Source organism: Tianweitania sediminis, from assembly GCF_017813335.1.
Classification (GTDB): Bacteria; Pseudomonadota; Alphaproteobacteria; order Rhizobiales; family Rhizobiaceae; genus Tianweitania; species Tianweitania sediminis.
The window spans coordinates 134534-149453 of sequence record NZ_JAGIYY010000004.1; the positions used below are offsets into that span (position 1 = coordinate 134534).

Sequence of the window (14920 nt, forward strand, 5' to 3'; positions counted from 1 at the left end):
CGTCAGTGTTGCGCTTCTGCGCTATTGCTGTTTCGCGGCATGGCCTAAAATCCGGGTGCTTGTGAGGAATGAGAATGGCCCAGGGACTGATTTCCAAACTGATGTCGCTGTTTGATGGCAACCGCTCGGTTGCGCGTGTGGCGGAAGATCCGGTGCTGACGGCCGAGCTGCTTTTGCTGTTCCGCATGATACTGGCCGATGGCGAGGTCAGTGAAGCCGAGCTTGCGACGCTCCGTCGGATCTGCCGTGAGTCCTTCGGCATCGAGGAAGCCAGCATGGACGATGTGGTGGATTACCTCAGGACCTATGGCTACGAGACCGACACCGCGCAGTCGCTCGCAATGTTCCGGCGTCTGGACCACGACCGCAAGCAGATGCTCGCGCAGCACCTCGCAGAAATGGCAAAGGCCGATCACCAGCTGGCGCGGCAGGAAGTGCAGCTCCTGGCCCGGGCCATGAAGCTGCTTGATATCCGGCCGGACGAGATCAGCCCGAAATCGGCCTGAGCGCTTCCGCGCGTTTTGTGCGAGACCGTGCCGCCAGGGCGCGGTCGAGATCGGGAGCGGCTGCGACCAGCGCCTTCGCTGCATCGGACTGAGGGTTGTCGAGGATCGCGCCTGTCGGGCCGCGTTCCACGATCTCGCCATCATGCATCACGAGGACATCGTCGGTGATGGCCCGCGCCACCGTCAGATCGTGCGTAATGAAGACGTAGGCCACGCCGAGCCGGGCGTTCAGATCGGCGAACAGGTCGAGCACCTGAGCGCGGATGGAGACATCAAGCGCCGACACCGGCTCGTCGGCTACAATCAGTTTCGGCTTTGTGATCAGCGCCCGGGCAATCGACAAACGCTGCCGCTGCCCGCCGGAAAACTCGTGCGGGTACTTCTCCATGTCGGATGCGGCAAGGCCAACTTCTTCCAGCGCCGTTTCCACCAGCGTGCGGCGCTCGTCTCGGTCAGGTTTGTTCTCCAGGAGATGCAGCGGTTCGGAAACGAGACGCTCGACCCGGTGGCGCGGATCGAAGGAGCCATACGGGTCCTGGAACACCACCTGCATGTTGCGCCGAGCCGCCCGAAGCTTCGCGTCCGGAAGAATGTCGATGCGCTGGCCGTCAAATGTAATGGAGCCGCCCGTTGGGCGGTCGAGGGCCAGAATCACGCGGGCAAGCGTCGACTTGCCGCAACCGGAGCGCCCCACAAGGGCGACCGACTGGCCGTGCCCGACGGAAAAGGAAACATCCCTTACGGCGCGAAACGGCGCTTCCCGCGAGAAGATGCCAGTGCGTCGGCCAGGGTATTCGCGGCTGAGCGACTGGACCTCGAGCAGGGGCCTCGGCGCGTCCGTCGCCAGAGAAGGCGTTGTTTTCGGCGCGGCAGCCACCCGCACGGACGGCACATGGGCCGAGGCTTCCGCGAGCTGTTTGGTGTAGGCGTGCGCCTTTGCCTGGAGAATCGCGGAGGTTTCTCCAGCTTCCACCACCTCGCCGTGTCGCATGATGGTGATGCGGTCGGCCATCTCGGCCACCACGGCAAGATCGTGCGAGATCAACAGCAGCCCCATGCGCTTTTCCTCCACCAGGTCGCGCAGGAGGTCGAGGATCTGCTTCTGCAGCACGACGTCGAGCGCCGTGGTGGGCTCGTCGGCGATCAGGAGCTTGGGGTTGAGCGCGCAGGCAATGGCGATCACCACGCGCTGGCGCTGCCCTCCTGAAAGCTGGTGCGGGTAGCGCGACAACGGGAACTTTGATTGCGGCAGGCCCACACGATCCAGCATGGCCGCGGCCCGCTGTTCGGCTTCGGCCCTGCCGACGCGGGTGTGCCAGCGGATCCCTTCGGCAACCTGTTCCCCGATTGTCTTCACCGGGTTCAGCGCGGTCATCGGCTCCTGAAAGACCATGCCGATATCATCGCCGCGCAGCCGTAGCATGTCTGCCTCGGACGCCTTGAGAAGGTCCTGTCCATCGAAGATCACCCGGCCGCCTGTTTTCGACCCTGGTGGCAGAAGCTGCATCAGCGTCAGGGCCGTCATCGACTTGCCCGACCCGGACTCACCAACCACCGCCATGACTTCGCCGGCCTCCAGCGAAAGATCGACGCCCTTCAGGATCGACGCGCCCCCGATGCTCAGCGTCAGATTTTCGATCTCGAGAAGGCTCAACGGACGCGCCTCAGCCGGGGATCAAGGATGTCGCGCAAGCCGTCACCGAGAAGGTTAAGGCCAAGCACCGTCAGCACGATCGCGAAGCCGGGGAACAAGGCGAGGTGCGGTGCTGCCATCATGCGGGTTTGCGCATCAAACAGCATGCGCCCCCAGGACGGCATCGGCGGCTGCGTCCCGAGCCCGAGATAGGACAAACCGGCTTCTGCCAGAATGCCAAGCGCGAACTGAATGGTGCCCTGCACGAGCAGGAGGCTGATGATATTGGGCAAGATGTGTTCGACGGTGATCAGTCCCTTGCTCTTTCCCGCAGCCCGGGCAGCCAGAATGAACTCGCGCGGCCACAAGGACAGCGCGCCGGCTCGCGCAACGCGGGCAAAGACGGGAATGTTGAAGATGCCGATCGCGATGATGGCATTGGTGGCGCTGGGGCCGAAAATCGCGGTGATCATCACGGCTGAAAGGAGGGCCGGGAAGGCAAACACAAGGTCGTTGACGCGCATCAGCGCTTCATCGATCCAGCCGCCTCGGGCTGCCGCATAGCAGCCGAGCGGCACCCCGAGAACGATGCCAATACCCACCGCGACCACGGCCACGGCGATGGAAGCGCGGGCGCCCACCATGATCATGGACAGCAGGTCGCGGCCAAAATGATCCGTGCCGAACCAGTGCTCGGCTGAAAGGCCTTTCATGCGGTTTGCCACCGCCAGTTCGAAAACGGAATAGGGGGTCCAGAAAAAGGAAACCAGGGCCATTGTTGCGATCAGCAGCGTCAGGACGGCGCCGATCACAAAGGAACGGTTGCGCAAAGCATGGCGCCAGAAGCCGTCGTCCGGCAGCGGCTGGTCAAGCGCGGCGTCGGTCATGCTGCTTCTCGCAGGCGCGGGTCGACGAGGGCGTAGGCGAGGTCGACCAGAACGTTGACAATGATGACGCTGGCGACGAGCAGCATCACGACGCCTTCCACCACGATCAGGTCGCGCTGGGTGATCGACTGAAAAACCAGTCGACCAAGGCCGGGCAGGTAAAAGACATTTTCGATGATGATCGTGCCGGCGAGCAGAAAGGCGAACTGCAGGCCGAGGATCGTCAAGACCGGAATCATCGCGTTGCGCAAAGCATGGCGGCGCAACACGCGACCGCGCGGCAAGCCCTTGGCGCGAGCGGTGCGGATGTAATCTTCGCCGAGAACATCAAGCAGAGCGGAGCGCGTCACCCGCGCGAGGATCGCAGCCTGGGGCAGGGCAAGCGCCACGGACGGCAGGATCAGCGACTTCAGGCCGTTCCAGATGCCGCCGCCCCAGCCAGGAAAGCCTCCAGAGGGTACGAGCTGCAGCCCCACCGCGAAAACATAGATCAGCAGGAGTGCGAACCAAAAGTTCGGGATGGCGACGCCGAGCTGGGCTGTGCCCATGGCGATGGAGTCGGGCAGGCGGCCGCGGCGTGCGGCGGAAAAGATGCCAACCGGGATGGCGATCACCGTGGAAAGCACGAGCGACATCAACGCCAGCGGTAGCGAAACAACAAGTCGCTCGGCAATCAAGGACGAAACGGGCGCAGAATACGTGTAGGAGCGGCCGAAATCCCCCACCAGCAGCCCGCCGACCCAGCTGATGTAGCGCCACATCAAAGGCTGATCGAGCCCCATCTGCTCGCGCAGATTTGCAGTCGCTTCCGGCGTGGCGCTCATGCCGAGCATGACCTGCGCAGGGTCCCCCGGCAGCACCTCCATGACGGCAAACACCACTGCTGACGCCAGCAACAGCGTTGCAGCGCCGATCAGCAGCCGTTTGAGGATGTAAGCGATCATGAGGAAAGGGCGGCCGGACGCAAGCCCGACCGCCATGGTGTTGAGGAATGCGCGCTCACTCGGTCCAACGCACCTTGCTCAGGTCGTTGGCAGGCGTCGGCGTGTTTTCCCACAAGCCTTCGAGCTTCGCGTCCCACACGCCGATCTTCGGAAGCTGGAACAGAAAACCAACCGGCGCGTCTTCGGAAAGCATCTTTTGCGCCTGGCCGTAAAGCTCGTTGCGCTTGGCCTGGTCGGAGGTGACGTTCAACTCCTCGATCAGCTTGTTGAACTCCGGGTTCTGGTAGCCGATGTAATAATCCGGACGCGAATAGATATCGATGTCGTTGGGCTCGACATGGCTGATGATCGTCAGGTCGAAGTCCTTGTTCTTGAAGACCTGATCCAGCCACTGCGCCCATTCCACCGGGATCAACTCGACGTTGATGCCGATCTGGGACAGTTCGGCCGCAATGATCTCTCCACCCTGCCGGGCATAAGGCGGCGGCGGCATCTTTAGCGTCACGTTGAGGTTGGATGCGCCTGCCTCGGCAAGAAGCGCTTTGGCCTTCTCCAGGTCATGCGAATAGGTGCCGACGAGATCGACATAAGCCGGATTGTGCGGGGCAAAGTGCGATCCGATCGGCGTGCCCAGACCGTTGGACGCTCCGGCAATAATGTCCTCGCGATTCAGCGCGTAGGAGATGGCCTGCCGCACCAGCTTGTTGTCGAAAGGCGCCTTCTGATTGTTCATCGAGAGGATCGTTTCGCCTTCCGTCGACCCAATCACGACCTTGAGGCGGCTATCCCCTTTGATTTGCTCCAGCGCATCGCCCACAGGTGCGTTCGGGAATGCTTGCACATCGCCGGACAGCAGCGCCGGAACGGCCGCGGCGGCATCAGGAATGAAGCGGAACTGGGCCTTCTCCAAAGCGACCGGTTCGCCCCAATAGTCGGGCGACTTGGTCAGCGTCACGGATGAGCCGCGTGCCCAGTTCTCGAAGCGGAACGGGCCGGTGCCGATCGGCTTTTCCTTGTTGCCGGCCGCAGATTCCTCACCGACGATCACTGCGTCACCCCAGCCGAGGTTGTAAAGGAATGCGCCCTGCGGCTGCTTCAGCGTGACCTTGACGGTGGTAGGATCAACCACCTGGACGGCGTCGATCTGGGCGAACAGCGCCTTTTGCGCGTTCACCGTATCGGGCGCGATGGCCCGCTCCAGTGAATACTTCACGTCGTCGGCGTTGAACTCGGTGCCGTCGTGGAATTTGACGCCCGGCCGTAGCTTGAAGGTGTATTCCTTGCCGTCGTCGGAAATGGTCCAGCTTTCGGCGAGTCCGGGCGCCACTTCGCCCGTCGGCCCGATCTTGGTCAGGCCCTCGAAAACATTGGAATAAACAATTTCGTCGATCGCCGCGGCTGCACCGGCAGTCGGATCGAGATGCGGCGGTTCCAGAACCATGCCAAGCACCAGATCCGTGCGGGCAGCAAAGGCGGCGGTGCCGGACGCCAGCACCAGTGCGGTGGCCGCAACGATGGATTTCCACTTGGTCATCGAACTCTCCCAATAGGTCTTCATGTTCAGCGGATCAAAGCGCGAAAACGCAGGCGAGTAAATCGGCTTCTGTTTCGTGCTTGTGCACTGCCGCGGAATTCGTCGGCCGTCAGTGCCCCTGCAGCAGTCGCTCGAGCGCCACGGCCATCACCTTAGCAGATTGCACCATGTCCTCGATGCCAACCCACTCGTCGGGCTGGTGGGCGAGATCGAGAACGCCCGGTCCATAGGCGATGCAGTCATGGATGTGGCCGATGCGCGCGATGTGCTTCTGGTCATAGGTGCCGGGCGAAATCACATATTGCGGCTCGCGATCAAAGATCGCCTGGATGCCTTCCGCCACAGCCTTCACCACGGGCGCATCGCGCTCGGTCATCGTGGGATGCACTTCCATGAGGTCGCGGATGGCATAATCGAAGCGCGGGCGATCACGCTTCAGGCGGTCGAGGATCTCCGTGATCTCGCGCTTCACGTCGCTCAAGTCTTCTTCCAGCAGGAAGCGTCGATCGATCACAAGACGACAGGCATCGGCCACATTGGGCGAGGGGAGGCCCGGACGAAAATCCTCCGTTTGGCCGCCATGAATGGAATTCAGGTTCAAGGTCGAACGGCGCGCGCCTTCCGGCACCACGGGCATGACCGTCTGCTTCTTATCAAGCGCGGGAAACAGTTCCTCCTCAAAGGCATCGAGAAGCGCGCCCATGTGGCGGATTGCACTGTCGCCCAGAAAGGGCATCGAGCCGTGCGCGATCTTGCCCTTGGTCTGGATCTCGGCCCACCACACGCCACGATGGCCGAGGCAGATCCGATCCTTGTTGAGCGGTTCAGGGATGATCACGTGATCGACACGCGGAGCGGAAAAATAGCCCTTGGATGCCAGATAGGCTACGCCGCCGAAACCGCCGGACTCTTCGTCAACCGTGCCGGAAATTTCGATGGCGCCAGCGAAATCCGGGTTCTGCTCGATGAAGACCTCGGCCGCGATGATGGAAGCCGCGAGGCCGCCCTTCATGTCGCAGGTGCCGCGGCCATAGACACGACCGTCCTTCACCACACCTTCGAAGGGATCGACAGTCCAGCCCGCGCCGGCTTCCACAACATCGATGTGGGAGTTGAAGTGAACAGTCTTGCCGGGCTGCTTGCCCTCGAAGCGCGCAATCACATTGGTGCGCGGGTATCGGTCGGTGTCGCCGGGCGTTCCTACGCCGCGCACATACTCAACCGCGAAGCCCTTCGCCTTCAGCCGCTCCCCAATATACTCGGCGCAAGGCGTGTAAGCCTCGCCGGGTGGGTTCACCGTCGGAAACCGGATCAGGTCCTGCGTCAGGGATGTGAGTTCATCGACTCGGCCGTCGATGGCGCGAAAAAGCATTTCGATCATGGGTGATCTCCAGCACGTCCGATGTCGATTTGGCAAGATGGCGGAGTGGTTATGCGAGCCTGCGTCCGCTGTTTGCATCTTCACCCTCGCTTCACCGGCGAGTGCTACGAAGGGGAGTGCCTTGGTTGTTCTGCGTCGGGGAAAATCATGTTGAAAGTTGTGGCAGGGCTTTGCGTCCTTGCTCCGGTTCTTTTCGCGCCTGTTGCGGCAAATGCGGCAGCACTTGTTGCTCACGTTGACATCGGCAAGCAGACCATGACGGTGACGCAGCAAGGCAAGCTGCTTTACACGTGGCCGGTCTCAACCGCACGGCCTGGCTTTGCGACGCCAAGCGGATCGTGGCGACCTTACCGCATCCACACGATGTGGAAGTCGCGCAAGTATGACGATGCGCCAATGCCCTATGCCGTGTTCTACCATCAAGGCTGGGCTGTGCATGGAACAAGCGCAGTTCACCGGCTCGGGCAGCCGGCTTCGCATGGCTGCGTCCGGCTTGCCACAAGCAACGCGAAAACGTTCTACGATCTCGTGAAGGAGATCGGCGCCGGAAACACCCGCATCATCGTAAAGGACTGATCGTCGTTAGCCGGCGCTCTTCGGGGCAGCCGGCTTCTTCTTTGGCTTGCGGATCTTCCAGCGCTTATGGAACCACATCCACTGCCCGGGATCCTCGCGGACCCAGCCTTCAGCGATGTCGTTGAGGAGCTGGGTTGTAGCCGGCACGTCGACTCGACCGTCCGGGCCGCGGGGAATTGCGATCGCTTCCTGGATCTCCAGCCGGTAGCGGTTGTTCGGCAGCCGCACACAACGCGCCGGGTGGACGTCGCAGTTGTAGTTGCGCGTCAGCTTCGCGACGAGCGGGCTGCTCTCACAAGCGCGGCCAAAAAAGGTCGTAGGCACACCGTGGGAGAAATGCTGATCCACCAGCACGCCAACATTGCCCTCATTCTCCAGAATGCGTGCGACAGTGAATGCAACGCCGCGCCGTGACGCCAGGAGCGCCCCCATGGCCCCGGAACGCCGGCGAAACACATAGTCGGCAATGTAGGGATTGTTGGGCGGCCGGAACATGGAGGTCATCTCCAGCCCGAAGGTTGAGGCGGCGATTGGCAGGAACTCGAAGTTGCCGAGATGCCCGGTGAAGAACAACCGCGCCTTCTTCTCCTCATGCAGGCGCCGGAAGATGTCGGCACCCACGACGTCCACACGTCCCGACCCGGGACGCTCCGGGTCGTAGTCGAACAAGCGGTCGAGAAAGATGTATTCCGCCGCCAACCTGCCCATGTTGCCCCACATGGCGCGGGCGATGGCTTCGTGCTCTTCGGCCGATTTGTCCGGATAAGCCTGGCGCAGATTGTCCAGGGCGACGCGGTGACGGCCACTCAAAGGACCCAGCGTGCGCGCGGCCTTGTCGGTGAAGGTGAGGGCGCTGTCGGCCGGCACCAGGCGCAGAACCGCCATCAAGCCGAAGGCAAGCTGGGCAATAAGCCAATACTGGAAAAGCTGCAGGCGATTACGCAGTTTCGCGACGAGCGGCCGCATCACATCCTGAGCACGATCTTGCCGAACACGTCGCGGCCTTCCATGCGCTTCAACGCAGTGGCGATGTCGCCGAACCCGACTTCCGTGTCGATTACCGGATGAACCAGCCCTTGCGCCATCTTCTGCATGGCATTGCCCAGATTGTCGATCCGGCAGCCAAACGATCCGTGCAGCTTCAGCTGCTGCTGGAACAGTTGCATGAGGTTGATCTGCGTCGAAACGCCGGAAGTTGAGCCGCAGGTCACAAGCCGCGCGCCCTTTTTCATGCACAGCATCGAGCCGGCAAAGGTGTCTGCGCCGACATGCTCGAACACGACGTCCACTCCGCGCTTCTTGGTCAGCTTGCGCACAACTCCCTCGAAGCGATCGGTGCGGTAGTTGATCACGTGATCGGCACCGAGCGCCTTGGCAGGCTCGATCTTGGCATCCGAACCGACGGTCGTGATCACCGTGCAGCCCATCTTCTTGGCAAGCTGGATGGCTGCCGTGCCGATGCCGGAACCGCCGGCATGAACAAGGATCGTTTCGCCGGGCTGCAGCTTGGCGTTGTCGAACAACATGTGCTCGACGGTGCCGAACGTGACGGGCGCAAGCGCGGCTGCAACGTCGGATACGCCGGGCGGTGCCGGCACCAGAAGGCGAGCCGGCAGGTTCACATATTCCTGCGCAAAGCCATCAAGATGAAAGCCATGCACGCCCTCCACGTGCTCGCAAAGATTGTCGCGTTTTTCAACGCAGTTCTTGCAGCGGCCGCAGGTGCGTGCGCCATAGATGGCCACGAGTTCGCCTTCCCGCAGGTTCGACACACCGGGTCCAATCGCGGCGATCGTGCCGGAGGCTTCCGCGCCGATCACCAGCGGCATCTTGCGCTTGGCAAACGCCATGCCGCGCCAGCCCCAGACGTCGATGTGGTTGAGCGCGACAGCCTTAATGGCGACGGTCACTTCGCCCTGGTTGGGCGCTGCGGGCAAGGGGAGATCCACCGGCTCCAGCCGGCGATCCTCGACCAATTGAAGCGCACGCATCAGGCAGGTTCCCGCGTCATAGCGAGGCAGGCATTCTGCCCGCCAAAACCGAAGGAGTTCGACAAAACGGCCGACACCTGCGCGTCCCGCTTGGCATTCGGGACGACGTCAAGGTCGATCGCCGGATCGGGATGGTCATAGTTGATCGTGGGCGGAAGCACGCCGTTCTGCATCGTCAGAAACGAAAACACAGCTTCCACGGCGCCTGCCGCCGAAAGCGTGTGGCCGATCATCGACTTGTTGGACGATACAGGAATCTTGCGGATGCGCTCGCCAAAGACCGTGGAAAGCGACAGATGCTCCATCTTGTCGTTTTCCGGCGTTGAGGTGCCATGCGCGTTGACGTAGTCGATCGCCTCGATCTCGAGCCCTGCATCCGCGAGTGCCGCCTTGACCGCGGCAATGGCCGGCGACCCGTCCGGCTTGGACCGCGTGCGGTGGAAATCATCGGCGCGTTCGCCGCAGCCCTTCAGGATCCCCAGCACCTTGGCGCCGCGCGCCTGGGCGCTTTCAAGCGACTCAAGCACCAGCGCCGCGCCGCCTTCCGCCAGCACAAACCCGTCGCGGTCGCGCGAAAACGGCTTGGAAGCCTTTTCCGGCACATCATTGTTGGTGGAAAGCGCAGACAAAAGTGAGAAGCGGATCAAGGCTTCGGCGGTCGCCGATCCATCTGCGCCGATCGCCAGCGCACGATCGCATTCACCGCGGCGGATCGCTTCCACGCCAAGCTGAATGGCGGTGGCACCAGATGCGCAGGCGGTTGAAAGCGTGATCGGCAGCCCGCGCGTCCCCAGCCGTTCCGACAGTCGGTCCGCGATGAAGCCGAACTGCGCGGACTCGAACATGGCGAGATCGTTGCGCACCCGGGCAGAACCGAGCAGACGCTGATAACCTTCCACATCCTCAATGTTGGCACCGTAGAGCGTGAAGCGGTCTTCCCATTCGAGTTCAACCGGCGGAGACGCAAGGAAGAGCGGCCCCCCGAATTCGCCATCGATCCCAGCCTGCGCGATCGCTTCCCGCGCCGCCGTTTCGGCCAGCTCGCTGGTCAGCGCGGAGTTGCCCTTGCCGCTGGACGCGAGGAAGTCCACGGTCCCCGCAATAGTGGTTTTCAGGTGCTCGGTCGGGAAACGCGTGATCCGGTGGATGCCGGAGCGCCCGCCTGTCAAAGCGGCCCAATTGTCTTCCTTGCCGATGCCAAGCGAGGTGACCACGCCCATGCCCGTGACGGCAACCACAGGCCTGCCAAGATGATCTTTCGCAGCCGTCATGATCGTCCTCAAGCTCCGGCGACGGTCGCAACACCGCCGTAGCGATGATAACCGATGGCGGTCGCCACGGCGGTTTCCACCGGGCCGTCGAGCGGTTTCTCGTGATCTGCCTCAAAAGGGGGGCAGGCCGCGCCACGGTGGACCGCCAGCGCCGCAAGCGCAACCGCGAACGGGAACTGCACCTCCTTCATGTGGCCGGTCAGCGTTGAAAAGCCGCGTGCGGCCAGCCCGCGCTGATCAATCGCAATCTTTTCCATCTCCGTGGCGCGGTGGGCGCCAGACGCGCCGGAAAACACCAGGTGCGGATGGTCGGGAAGGTCCAGTTCGCCCAAGAGATGTGAGATCGCCGCTTGGTCCGGCTTCGCGCCGGCGGCCGCAACCCGACCGAGCCGTGCATACGCTTTCCGGCCGCGCTTTTCCGCGTGGTCGCGCGATTCCAGCACCAGAAAGGCGCCGCCCGAACCGGGCACGATCCCGCCCCCTTGCGTTTCCGAGCGTGACCAGACCGGTGCCCACGAGCCGCGGTGAAGGTAGGCCGCCAGTTCATAGCCAAGCAGCATGTCGGGATGCTCGGTCTGAAAGGCTGCGCCAACAAGCACATGCGTGGATTGCCCCGAGCGGATACGGGCTGCTGCGGTCTGGATTGCGGCAACCCCGGCGCCTTCTTCGCCCATGAAGGTGCGCGACGAGCCCGTGACCTTGTGGACGATGGAGATGTTCCCGGCAAGCAGGTTGGAAAGCTGCGCGAGAAACAAAGTGGGGCGCAGATCGGTGGTCAGGCGCTCATTGAGGAGAACACCGTGATCGCCGTTGCTGCGCGACTGGTCGAGGATGGAGATGTCGACCGCCGTATCACGTTCGCCGCCACCGGCCGCAACCACCATGTCCATGGTTGCGCATAGCGCTTCGTCGTTCTTGATGCCGGCATCGTCCAGCGCCAGGCCGGCCGCATAGGTGCCAAGCCGCTGCCAGGTTTCCATCTGCCGCTGGTCACCGCGCTTAGCGATCTGCTTGCCCCAATCGATCTCAGGCAGCGGGTGTACCGTGTAGGGTGCAAAGCGCTCGCCATCGATCACGGGCGCGGGAGACGCGTCGCTGATGCGGTTCCAGTGTTCGCTGGTGCCTTCGCCCAACGAAGACACAAGCCCGATCCCGGTTATGACAACGTCGTTGGCGCTCATGGCGGAGTTTGGCTCAAGCCGCCTTGGCCGCAACCAGCGCGTCGATCTTGGCGCAAAGGTTCTTCATCACGAAATATTCTTCTGTGGAAGCGCGCCCTTCGTTTACGTCCTGGGTCCACTTTTCCAGTGGAACCTTGATGCCGAATTCTTTGTCGATGGCGAAGACGATGTCGAGAAAATCGAGGCTGTCGATGCCCAGGTCGTCGATGGTGTGGCTGTCGGGGGTAATGGAGTCACGATCGATCTCGCTCGTCTCAGCGATAATATCTGCGACCTTGTCAAAGGTGGAGGGCACGGGCGATTCCCTTGCTGAAATACTTCATGTGCGATTTGGGCCGGGTTCCTAGATCGTTTTGCCGGGAAGGGAAAGGGGCTTTGCCGCAGCTGAAGGGCAAGCCTCCGCCGGTGGTATGTTCAAGCCAAAGAAAAAGCGGACCGAAGCCCGCTTCTTTTTGTGCGATCGAAGACCGGTCACCGACCGAAATTGACCTTGCCGTGTTCGCCCACATTCGGCGTGCCGCCGGTCACCTTCGTGCGCACGATCTCGAACGCATGGAGGATGGAGCTGCCGGTTGAGTCCCAATACTGGCCTTCGGTGGGCCGGAACGAGATCACCACCACGTCAGCGGTTTCTGCGTCGCCGTCGAACCACGCGTCAGCATAAGCGTTCCAGAGCTCCTTGATCATGGCACGATCCTGGCTCTGGGTTGCGACGCCCGACAAGGACGCGAAGTCGTTGGTGCTTTCGTTCGCGAAAGTCAGGTTGATGTGGTGCTCTTCGTTGATTTCGGTGGTCTTTCCGGACTGACGCTCCGACAGGAAGCGCACAACAAAGCCGTCATCGTCGAAATGCGGCGCCATCGGCCGCGAGCGAATGTCTTGGCCATCATGAGTGGCGACCATCACCACCTTGAAGCTCTTCAACATGGACCAGAATTCTTGCTTGTCTTTCATGGGCGGATCTCCCCGTTCGAGTTGCTGGGGGAATGCACGACGAGCGAGGATGGTTCCGGAAGGAGGCGTTCAGTTGAAGACGATCCGCGCGGCAACATGGAGCAGTTCTCCAACAGGCCGCACGATCAGGGCTTCACCTTCTCGAGCCGCTTGTCCGGTGAGGGCACGGATGGTGACATCGTTGGTGACAAGAACGAGGTTCTCGGGCTCGGCATACTGCTCCACCAGCGCCCGGATTTCCGCAACGGCTGCCGCTGCGGCGACGTCGTCCGCCGGTTCGTCCAGCGCCGGCAGATCCATGATGTCTGCTCCGCGAAACGCCAGGTCTGCGGTTTGGCGCGCCCGGCAGCTGCGGCCTGTGTAGACCTGGTCCACCACCTGTGCGCGCGCCAGAAACAACGACCCGATCCGCCTTGCCTGTTGTTGGCCTCGATCGGTCAAGCCGCGCCCGGCCCGGCATGCAGCCGCTTCATTCGGCGCGGCAGCTTGTCCCCCGACGGAATAAGCATGCCGGAGGAGAACCACATGTCCGCCCTCGCGCAGCATCGCCCAGCCGGCCTCCGTAGCCTGAACGGGAGCGGCAAGGAGCGTCATCGACATTGCGAGTAGAAGAGGAAGGAAGCGACTCATAGGCTGGAGATAGTCGGTTTCGATCGAAGCCCCAAATAAAGCCTGTGCATCTTTCCGTGCACTCAACCGTTTGGCGTCACCAACCACGAGGATCAATCATGTCGATAGCTGACCAGATCAAGGAACATGCCGAAGTCATCGGAGCCGATGGCGTTCACGTCGGAACCGTGGATGGCGTGGAGGGCGATCGCATCAAGCTCACCAAGAAGGACAGCGGCCAGGGCCGCCATGAAGGGCATCATCATTTCATTCCCCTGAGCCTCGTTGCCGAGGTGGAAGGCGACAAGGTGCGCTTGTCGGCCAATGCCGATGTGGCGGTGACCTTCGAGGAAGAACAAGGCGGCAGCGCCGCCTGAAACAGGCGATGATCTGTTTGTAAGAATGGGTGGGCCTGGTCCCGCCCATTCTTTTTTGTGCCTCGTTGCGCTGCAGCAATGAGCGACCTATCGAGGCTGCATGCACCAGCTCATCGAAACCATCCTGTTTGTGTTCGGCCTCGTGGCGCTCGGCTACCTTGCGGGGCTGACCAACTACCTCAAGCTCGATGTCGGCGAAGCCCTAACGCATTTTGCGGTTGGCATCGGGCTGCCCATGCTGCTGTTTCGAACGGTGGTCACCGCCGACTTCGGGGGTGAAGCACCCTGGGCGTTGTGGATCACCTACTTTTCCGCCGTGTTCATCGCTTGGGCAGCGGCGTTCTTCACCCTAAAGCTGCTTCATGGCCGCGATGACAGGACCGCGGTTGTAGGGGGGCTGTCGTCCGGTTTCTCCAATCTGCTGATGCTGGGTATCCCGATCAGCCTCGGTGTCTACGGCGAAGAAGGCTTCAAGACGCTGTCGCTGGTGATCTCCATCCACCTGCCGATCATGATGGGCGTGTCGATCCTTCTGTTCGAACTCATGCGCCCGAAGGGGTCCGTCAGTCCGGGTGTAAAGGTAGTGCTGCTCGATTTTCTGCGAAAGCTTGCGGCGAACTCCATTGTGATCGGGATCTTTGTTGGCCTCGTTTGGCGGTTCACGGGGCAGCCGATCCCGCGCTTCCTGATGCTGTTCATCGATGCCTTCGCCAATGCGGCCGTTCCGGTTGCGCTGTTTGCGATGGGCCTGTCGCTGCGCAAGTTCGGCATCGGCAACCATCTGGCTCCCGTTATGTGGCTGGCGGGATTCAAGCTCCTGCTGATGCCCGCAGCGGCGCTTGTCATTGCCCTTCTTCTCCAAATGCCGCCGCTCAGTGCGAAGGTGGCGGTGATCGCCGCAGCCATCCCGAGCGGCATCAACCCGTACCTGATCGCCACGCGCTTCGGCACGGGCCAGGCGCTGACCGCGAACACCATGACCTCAAGCACCGCGTTTGCGGTGGTCACCACCGTGTTATGGCTTTTCGTGGTGGAGCATGTGTTCTCGTGATGCTGTGCCTCGACCCCAGGCGTCA

The 14920-nt window shown here is 62.1% G+C and carries 16 protein-coding genes; 4 read left to right on the top strand and 12 right to left on the bottom strand.

From position 1 onward, the window contains the following. Positions 1-74 precede the first annotated feature (74 nt). Complete coding sequence (locus J5Y06_RS13580) at positions 75-506, top strand: TerB family tellurite resistance protein (protein WP_209335721.1); 432 nt, start codon at positions 75-77, stop codon at positions 504-506. Here J5Y06_RS13580 and J5Y06_RS13585 read toward each other — a convergent pair. The 5 genes from J5Y06_RS13585 to J5Y06_RS13605 all read right to left on the bottom strand — a co-directional run bounded on the left by J5Y06_RS13585 (position 487) and on the right by J5Y06_RS13605 (position 6885). Continuing rightward, complete coding sequence (locus J5Y06_RS13585; protein ID WP_209335722.1) at positions 487-2160, bottom strand: ABC transporter ATP-binding protein; 1674 nt, start codon at positions 2158-2160, stop codon at positions 487-489. The two genes, J5Y06_RS13580 and J5Y06_RS13585, sit on opposite strands and share 20 nt — an antisense overlap. Next, positions 2157-3026, bottom strand: a complete 870-nt coding sequence (locus J5Y06_RS13590; protein ID WP_209335723.1) for an ABC transporter permease — start codon at positions 3024-3026, stop codon at positions 2157-2159. The genes J5Y06_RS13585 and J5Y06_RS13590 overlap by 4 nt, the downstream gene beginning before the upstream one ends. Next, positions 3023-3970: an ABC transporter permease gene (locus J5Y06_RS13595; RefSeq protein WP_209335963.1), complete on the bottom strand. Its 948-nt coding sequence runs from the start codon at positions 3968-3970 to the stop codon at positions 3023-3025. The genes J5Y06_RS13590 and J5Y06_RS13595 overlap by 4 nt, the downstream gene beginning before the upstream one ends. 55 nt (positions 3971-4025) lie before the next feature. Then, complete coding sequence (locus J5Y06_RS13600) at positions 4026-5504, bottom strand: ABC transporter substrate-binding protein (RefSeq protein WP_209335724.1); 1479 nt, start codon at positions 5502-5504, stop codon at positions 4026-4028. A gap of 109 nt (positions 5505-5613) precedes the next feature. Next, the gene (locus tag J5Y06_RS13605) at positions 5614-6885 is read right to left on the bottom strand and encodes an acetylornithine deacetylase/succinyl-diaminopimelate desuccinylase family protein (RefSeq protein WP_209335725.1); all 1272 of its coding nucleotides are present in this window, start codon (positions 6883-6885) and stop codon (positions 5614-5616) included. 147 nt (positions 6886-7032) lie between these two features. On the opposite strand from J5Y06_RS13605, the gene J5Y06_RS13610 reads away from it, so the two are divergent. Further along, positions 7033-7461 carry a L,D-transpeptidase gene (locus J5Y06_RS13610; RefSeq protein WP_209335726.1) on the top strand — a complete coding sequence of 143 codons (429 nt, stop codon included), beginning with the start codon at positions 7033-7035 and terminating at the stop codon, positions 7459-7461. A gap of 6 nt (positions 7462-7467) precedes the next feature. Here J5Y06_RS13610 and J5Y06_RS13615 read toward each other — a convergent pair whose 3' ends face one another. The 7 genes from J5Y06_RS13615 to J5Y06_RS13645 all read right to left on the bottom strand — a co-directional run bounded on the left by J5Y06_RS13615 (position 7468) and on the right by J5Y06_RS13645 (position 13452). Beyond that, positions 7468-8427, bottom strand: a complete 960-nt coding sequence (locus J5Y06_RS13615; protein WP_209335727.1) for a lipid A biosynthesis lauroyl acyltransferase — start codon at positions 8425-8427, stop codon at positions 7468-7470. Beyond that, positions 8427-9452, bottom strand: coding sequence for a zinc-binding dehydrogenase (locus J5Y06_RS13620; protein WP_209335728.1), 1026 nt, complete (start codon positions 9450-9452; stop codon positions 8427-8429). Before J5Y06_RS13620 ends, J5Y06_RS13615 begins: the two co-directional genes overlap by 1 nt. After that, positions 9452-10723 carry a beta-ketoacyl-ACP synthase gene (locus J5Y06_RS13625; RefSeq protein WP_209335729.1) on the bottom strand — a complete coding sequence of 424 codons (1272 nt, stop codon included), beginning with the start codon at positions 10721-10723 and terminating at the stop codon, positions 9452-9454. Before J5Y06_RS13625 ends, J5Y06_RS13620 begins: the two co-directional genes overlap by 1 nt. Positions 10724-10731: 8 nt before the next feature. Further along, positions 10732-11904 (bottom strand): beta-ketoacyl-ACP synthase, encoded by a 1173-nt coding sequence (locus J5Y06_RS13630; protein WP_209335730.1) that lies wholly within the window; start codon positions 11902-11904, stop codon positions 10732-10734. Between the two features lie 13 nt (positions 11905-11917). Further along, positions 11918-12199 carry an acyl carrier protein gene (locus J5Y06_RS13635; RefSeq protein WP_209335731.1) on the bottom strand — a complete coding sequence of 94 codons (282 nt, stop codon included), beginning with the start codon at positions 12197-12199 and terminating at the stop codon, positions 11918-11920. Between the two features lie 176 nt (positions 12200-12375). Further along, on the bottom strand, positions 12376-12858 hold the full coding sequence (locus J5Y06_RS13640) for a pyridoxamine 5'-phosphate oxidase family protein (RefSeq protein ID WP_209335732.1): 483 nt from the start codon (positions 12856-12858) through the stop codon (positions 12376-12378). Positions 12859-12927: 69 nt separating this feature from the next. After that, positions 12928-13452: a histidine phosphatase family protein gene (locus J5Y06_RS13645; RefSeq protein ID WP_245247844.1), complete on the bottom strand. Its 525-nt coding sequence runs from the start codon at positions 13450-13452 to the stop codon at positions 12928-12930. 134 nt (positions 13453-13586) lie between these two features. On the opposite strand from J5Y06_RS13645, the gene J5Y06_RS13650 reads away from it, so the two are divergent. Together J5Y06_RS13650 and J5Y06_RS13655 are read left to right on the top strand one after the other, a co-directional pair. Continuing rightward, entirely contained in the window at positions 13587-13844 is a 258-nt protein-coding gene (locus J5Y06_RS13650; RefSeq protein ID WP_209335734.1) for a DUF2171 domain-containing protein, read from the top strand. A gap of 100 nt (positions 13845-13944) precedes the next feature. After that, positions 13945-14895, top strand: a complete 951-nt coding sequence (locus J5Y06_RS13655) for an AEC family transporter (protein WP_209335735.1) — start codon at positions 13945-13947, stop codon at positions 14893-14895. Positions 14896-14920: the final 25 nt, after the last annotated feature.

Coding starts and splice junctions, on each gene's coding strand:
- J5Y06_RS13625 (WP_209335729.1), bottom strand. CDS start 10,723: ATGACGGCTGCGAAAGATCATCTTGGCAGGCCTGTGGTTGCCGTCACG.
- J5Y06_RS13655 (WP_209335735.1), top strand. CDS start 13,945: ATGCACCAGCTCATCGAAACCATCCTGTTTGTGTTCGGCCTCGTGGCG.
- J5Y06_RS13620 (WP_209335728.1), bottom strand. CDS start 9,452: ATGCGTGCGCTTCAATTGGTCGAGGATCGCCGGCTGGAGCCGGTGGAT.
- J5Y06_RS13630 (WP_209335730.1), bottom strand. CDS start 11,904: ATGAGCGCCAACGACGTTGTCATAACCGGGATCGGGCTTGTGTCTTCG.
- J5Y06_RS13605 (WP_209335725.1), bottom strand. CDS start 6,885: ATGATCGAAATGCTTTTTCGCGCCATCGACGGCCGAGTCGATGAACTC.
- J5Y06_RS13615 (WP_209335727.1), bottom strand. CDS start 8,427: ATGCGGCCGCTCGTCGCGAAACTGCGTAATCGCCTGCAGCTTTTCCAG.
- J5Y06_RS13580 (WP_209335721.1), top strand. CDS start 75: ATGGCCCAGGGACTGATTTCCAAACTGATGTCGCTGTTTGATGGCAAC.
- J5Y06_RS13645 (WP_245247844.1), bottom strand. CDS start 13,452: ATGACGCTCCTTGCCGCTCCCGTTCAGGCTACGGAGGCCGGCTGGGCG.
- J5Y06_RS13590 (WP_209335723.1), bottom strand. CDS start 3,026: ATGACCGACGCCGCGCTTGACCAGCCGCTGCCGGACGACGGCTTCTGG.
- J5Y06_RS13640 (WP_209335732.1), bottom strand. CDS start 12,858: ATGAAAGACAAGCAAGAATTCTGGTCCATGTTGAAGAGCTTCAAGGTG.
- J5Y06_RS13600 (WP_209335724.1), bottom strand. CDS start 5,504: ATGACCAAGTGGAAATCCATCGTTGCGGCCACCGCACTGGTGCTGGCG.
- J5Y06_RS13610 (WP_209335726.1), top strand. CDS start 7,033: ATGTTGAAAGTTGTGGCAGGGCTTTGCGTCCTTGCTCCGGTTCTTTTC.
- J5Y06_RS13595 (WP_209335963.1), bottom strand. CDS start 3,970: ATGATCGCTTACATCCTCAAACGGCTGCTGATCGGCGCTGCAACGCTG.
- J5Y06_RS13650 (WP_209335734.1), top strand. CDS start 13,587: ATGTCGATAGCTGACCAGATCAAGGAACATGCCGAAGTCATCGGAGCC.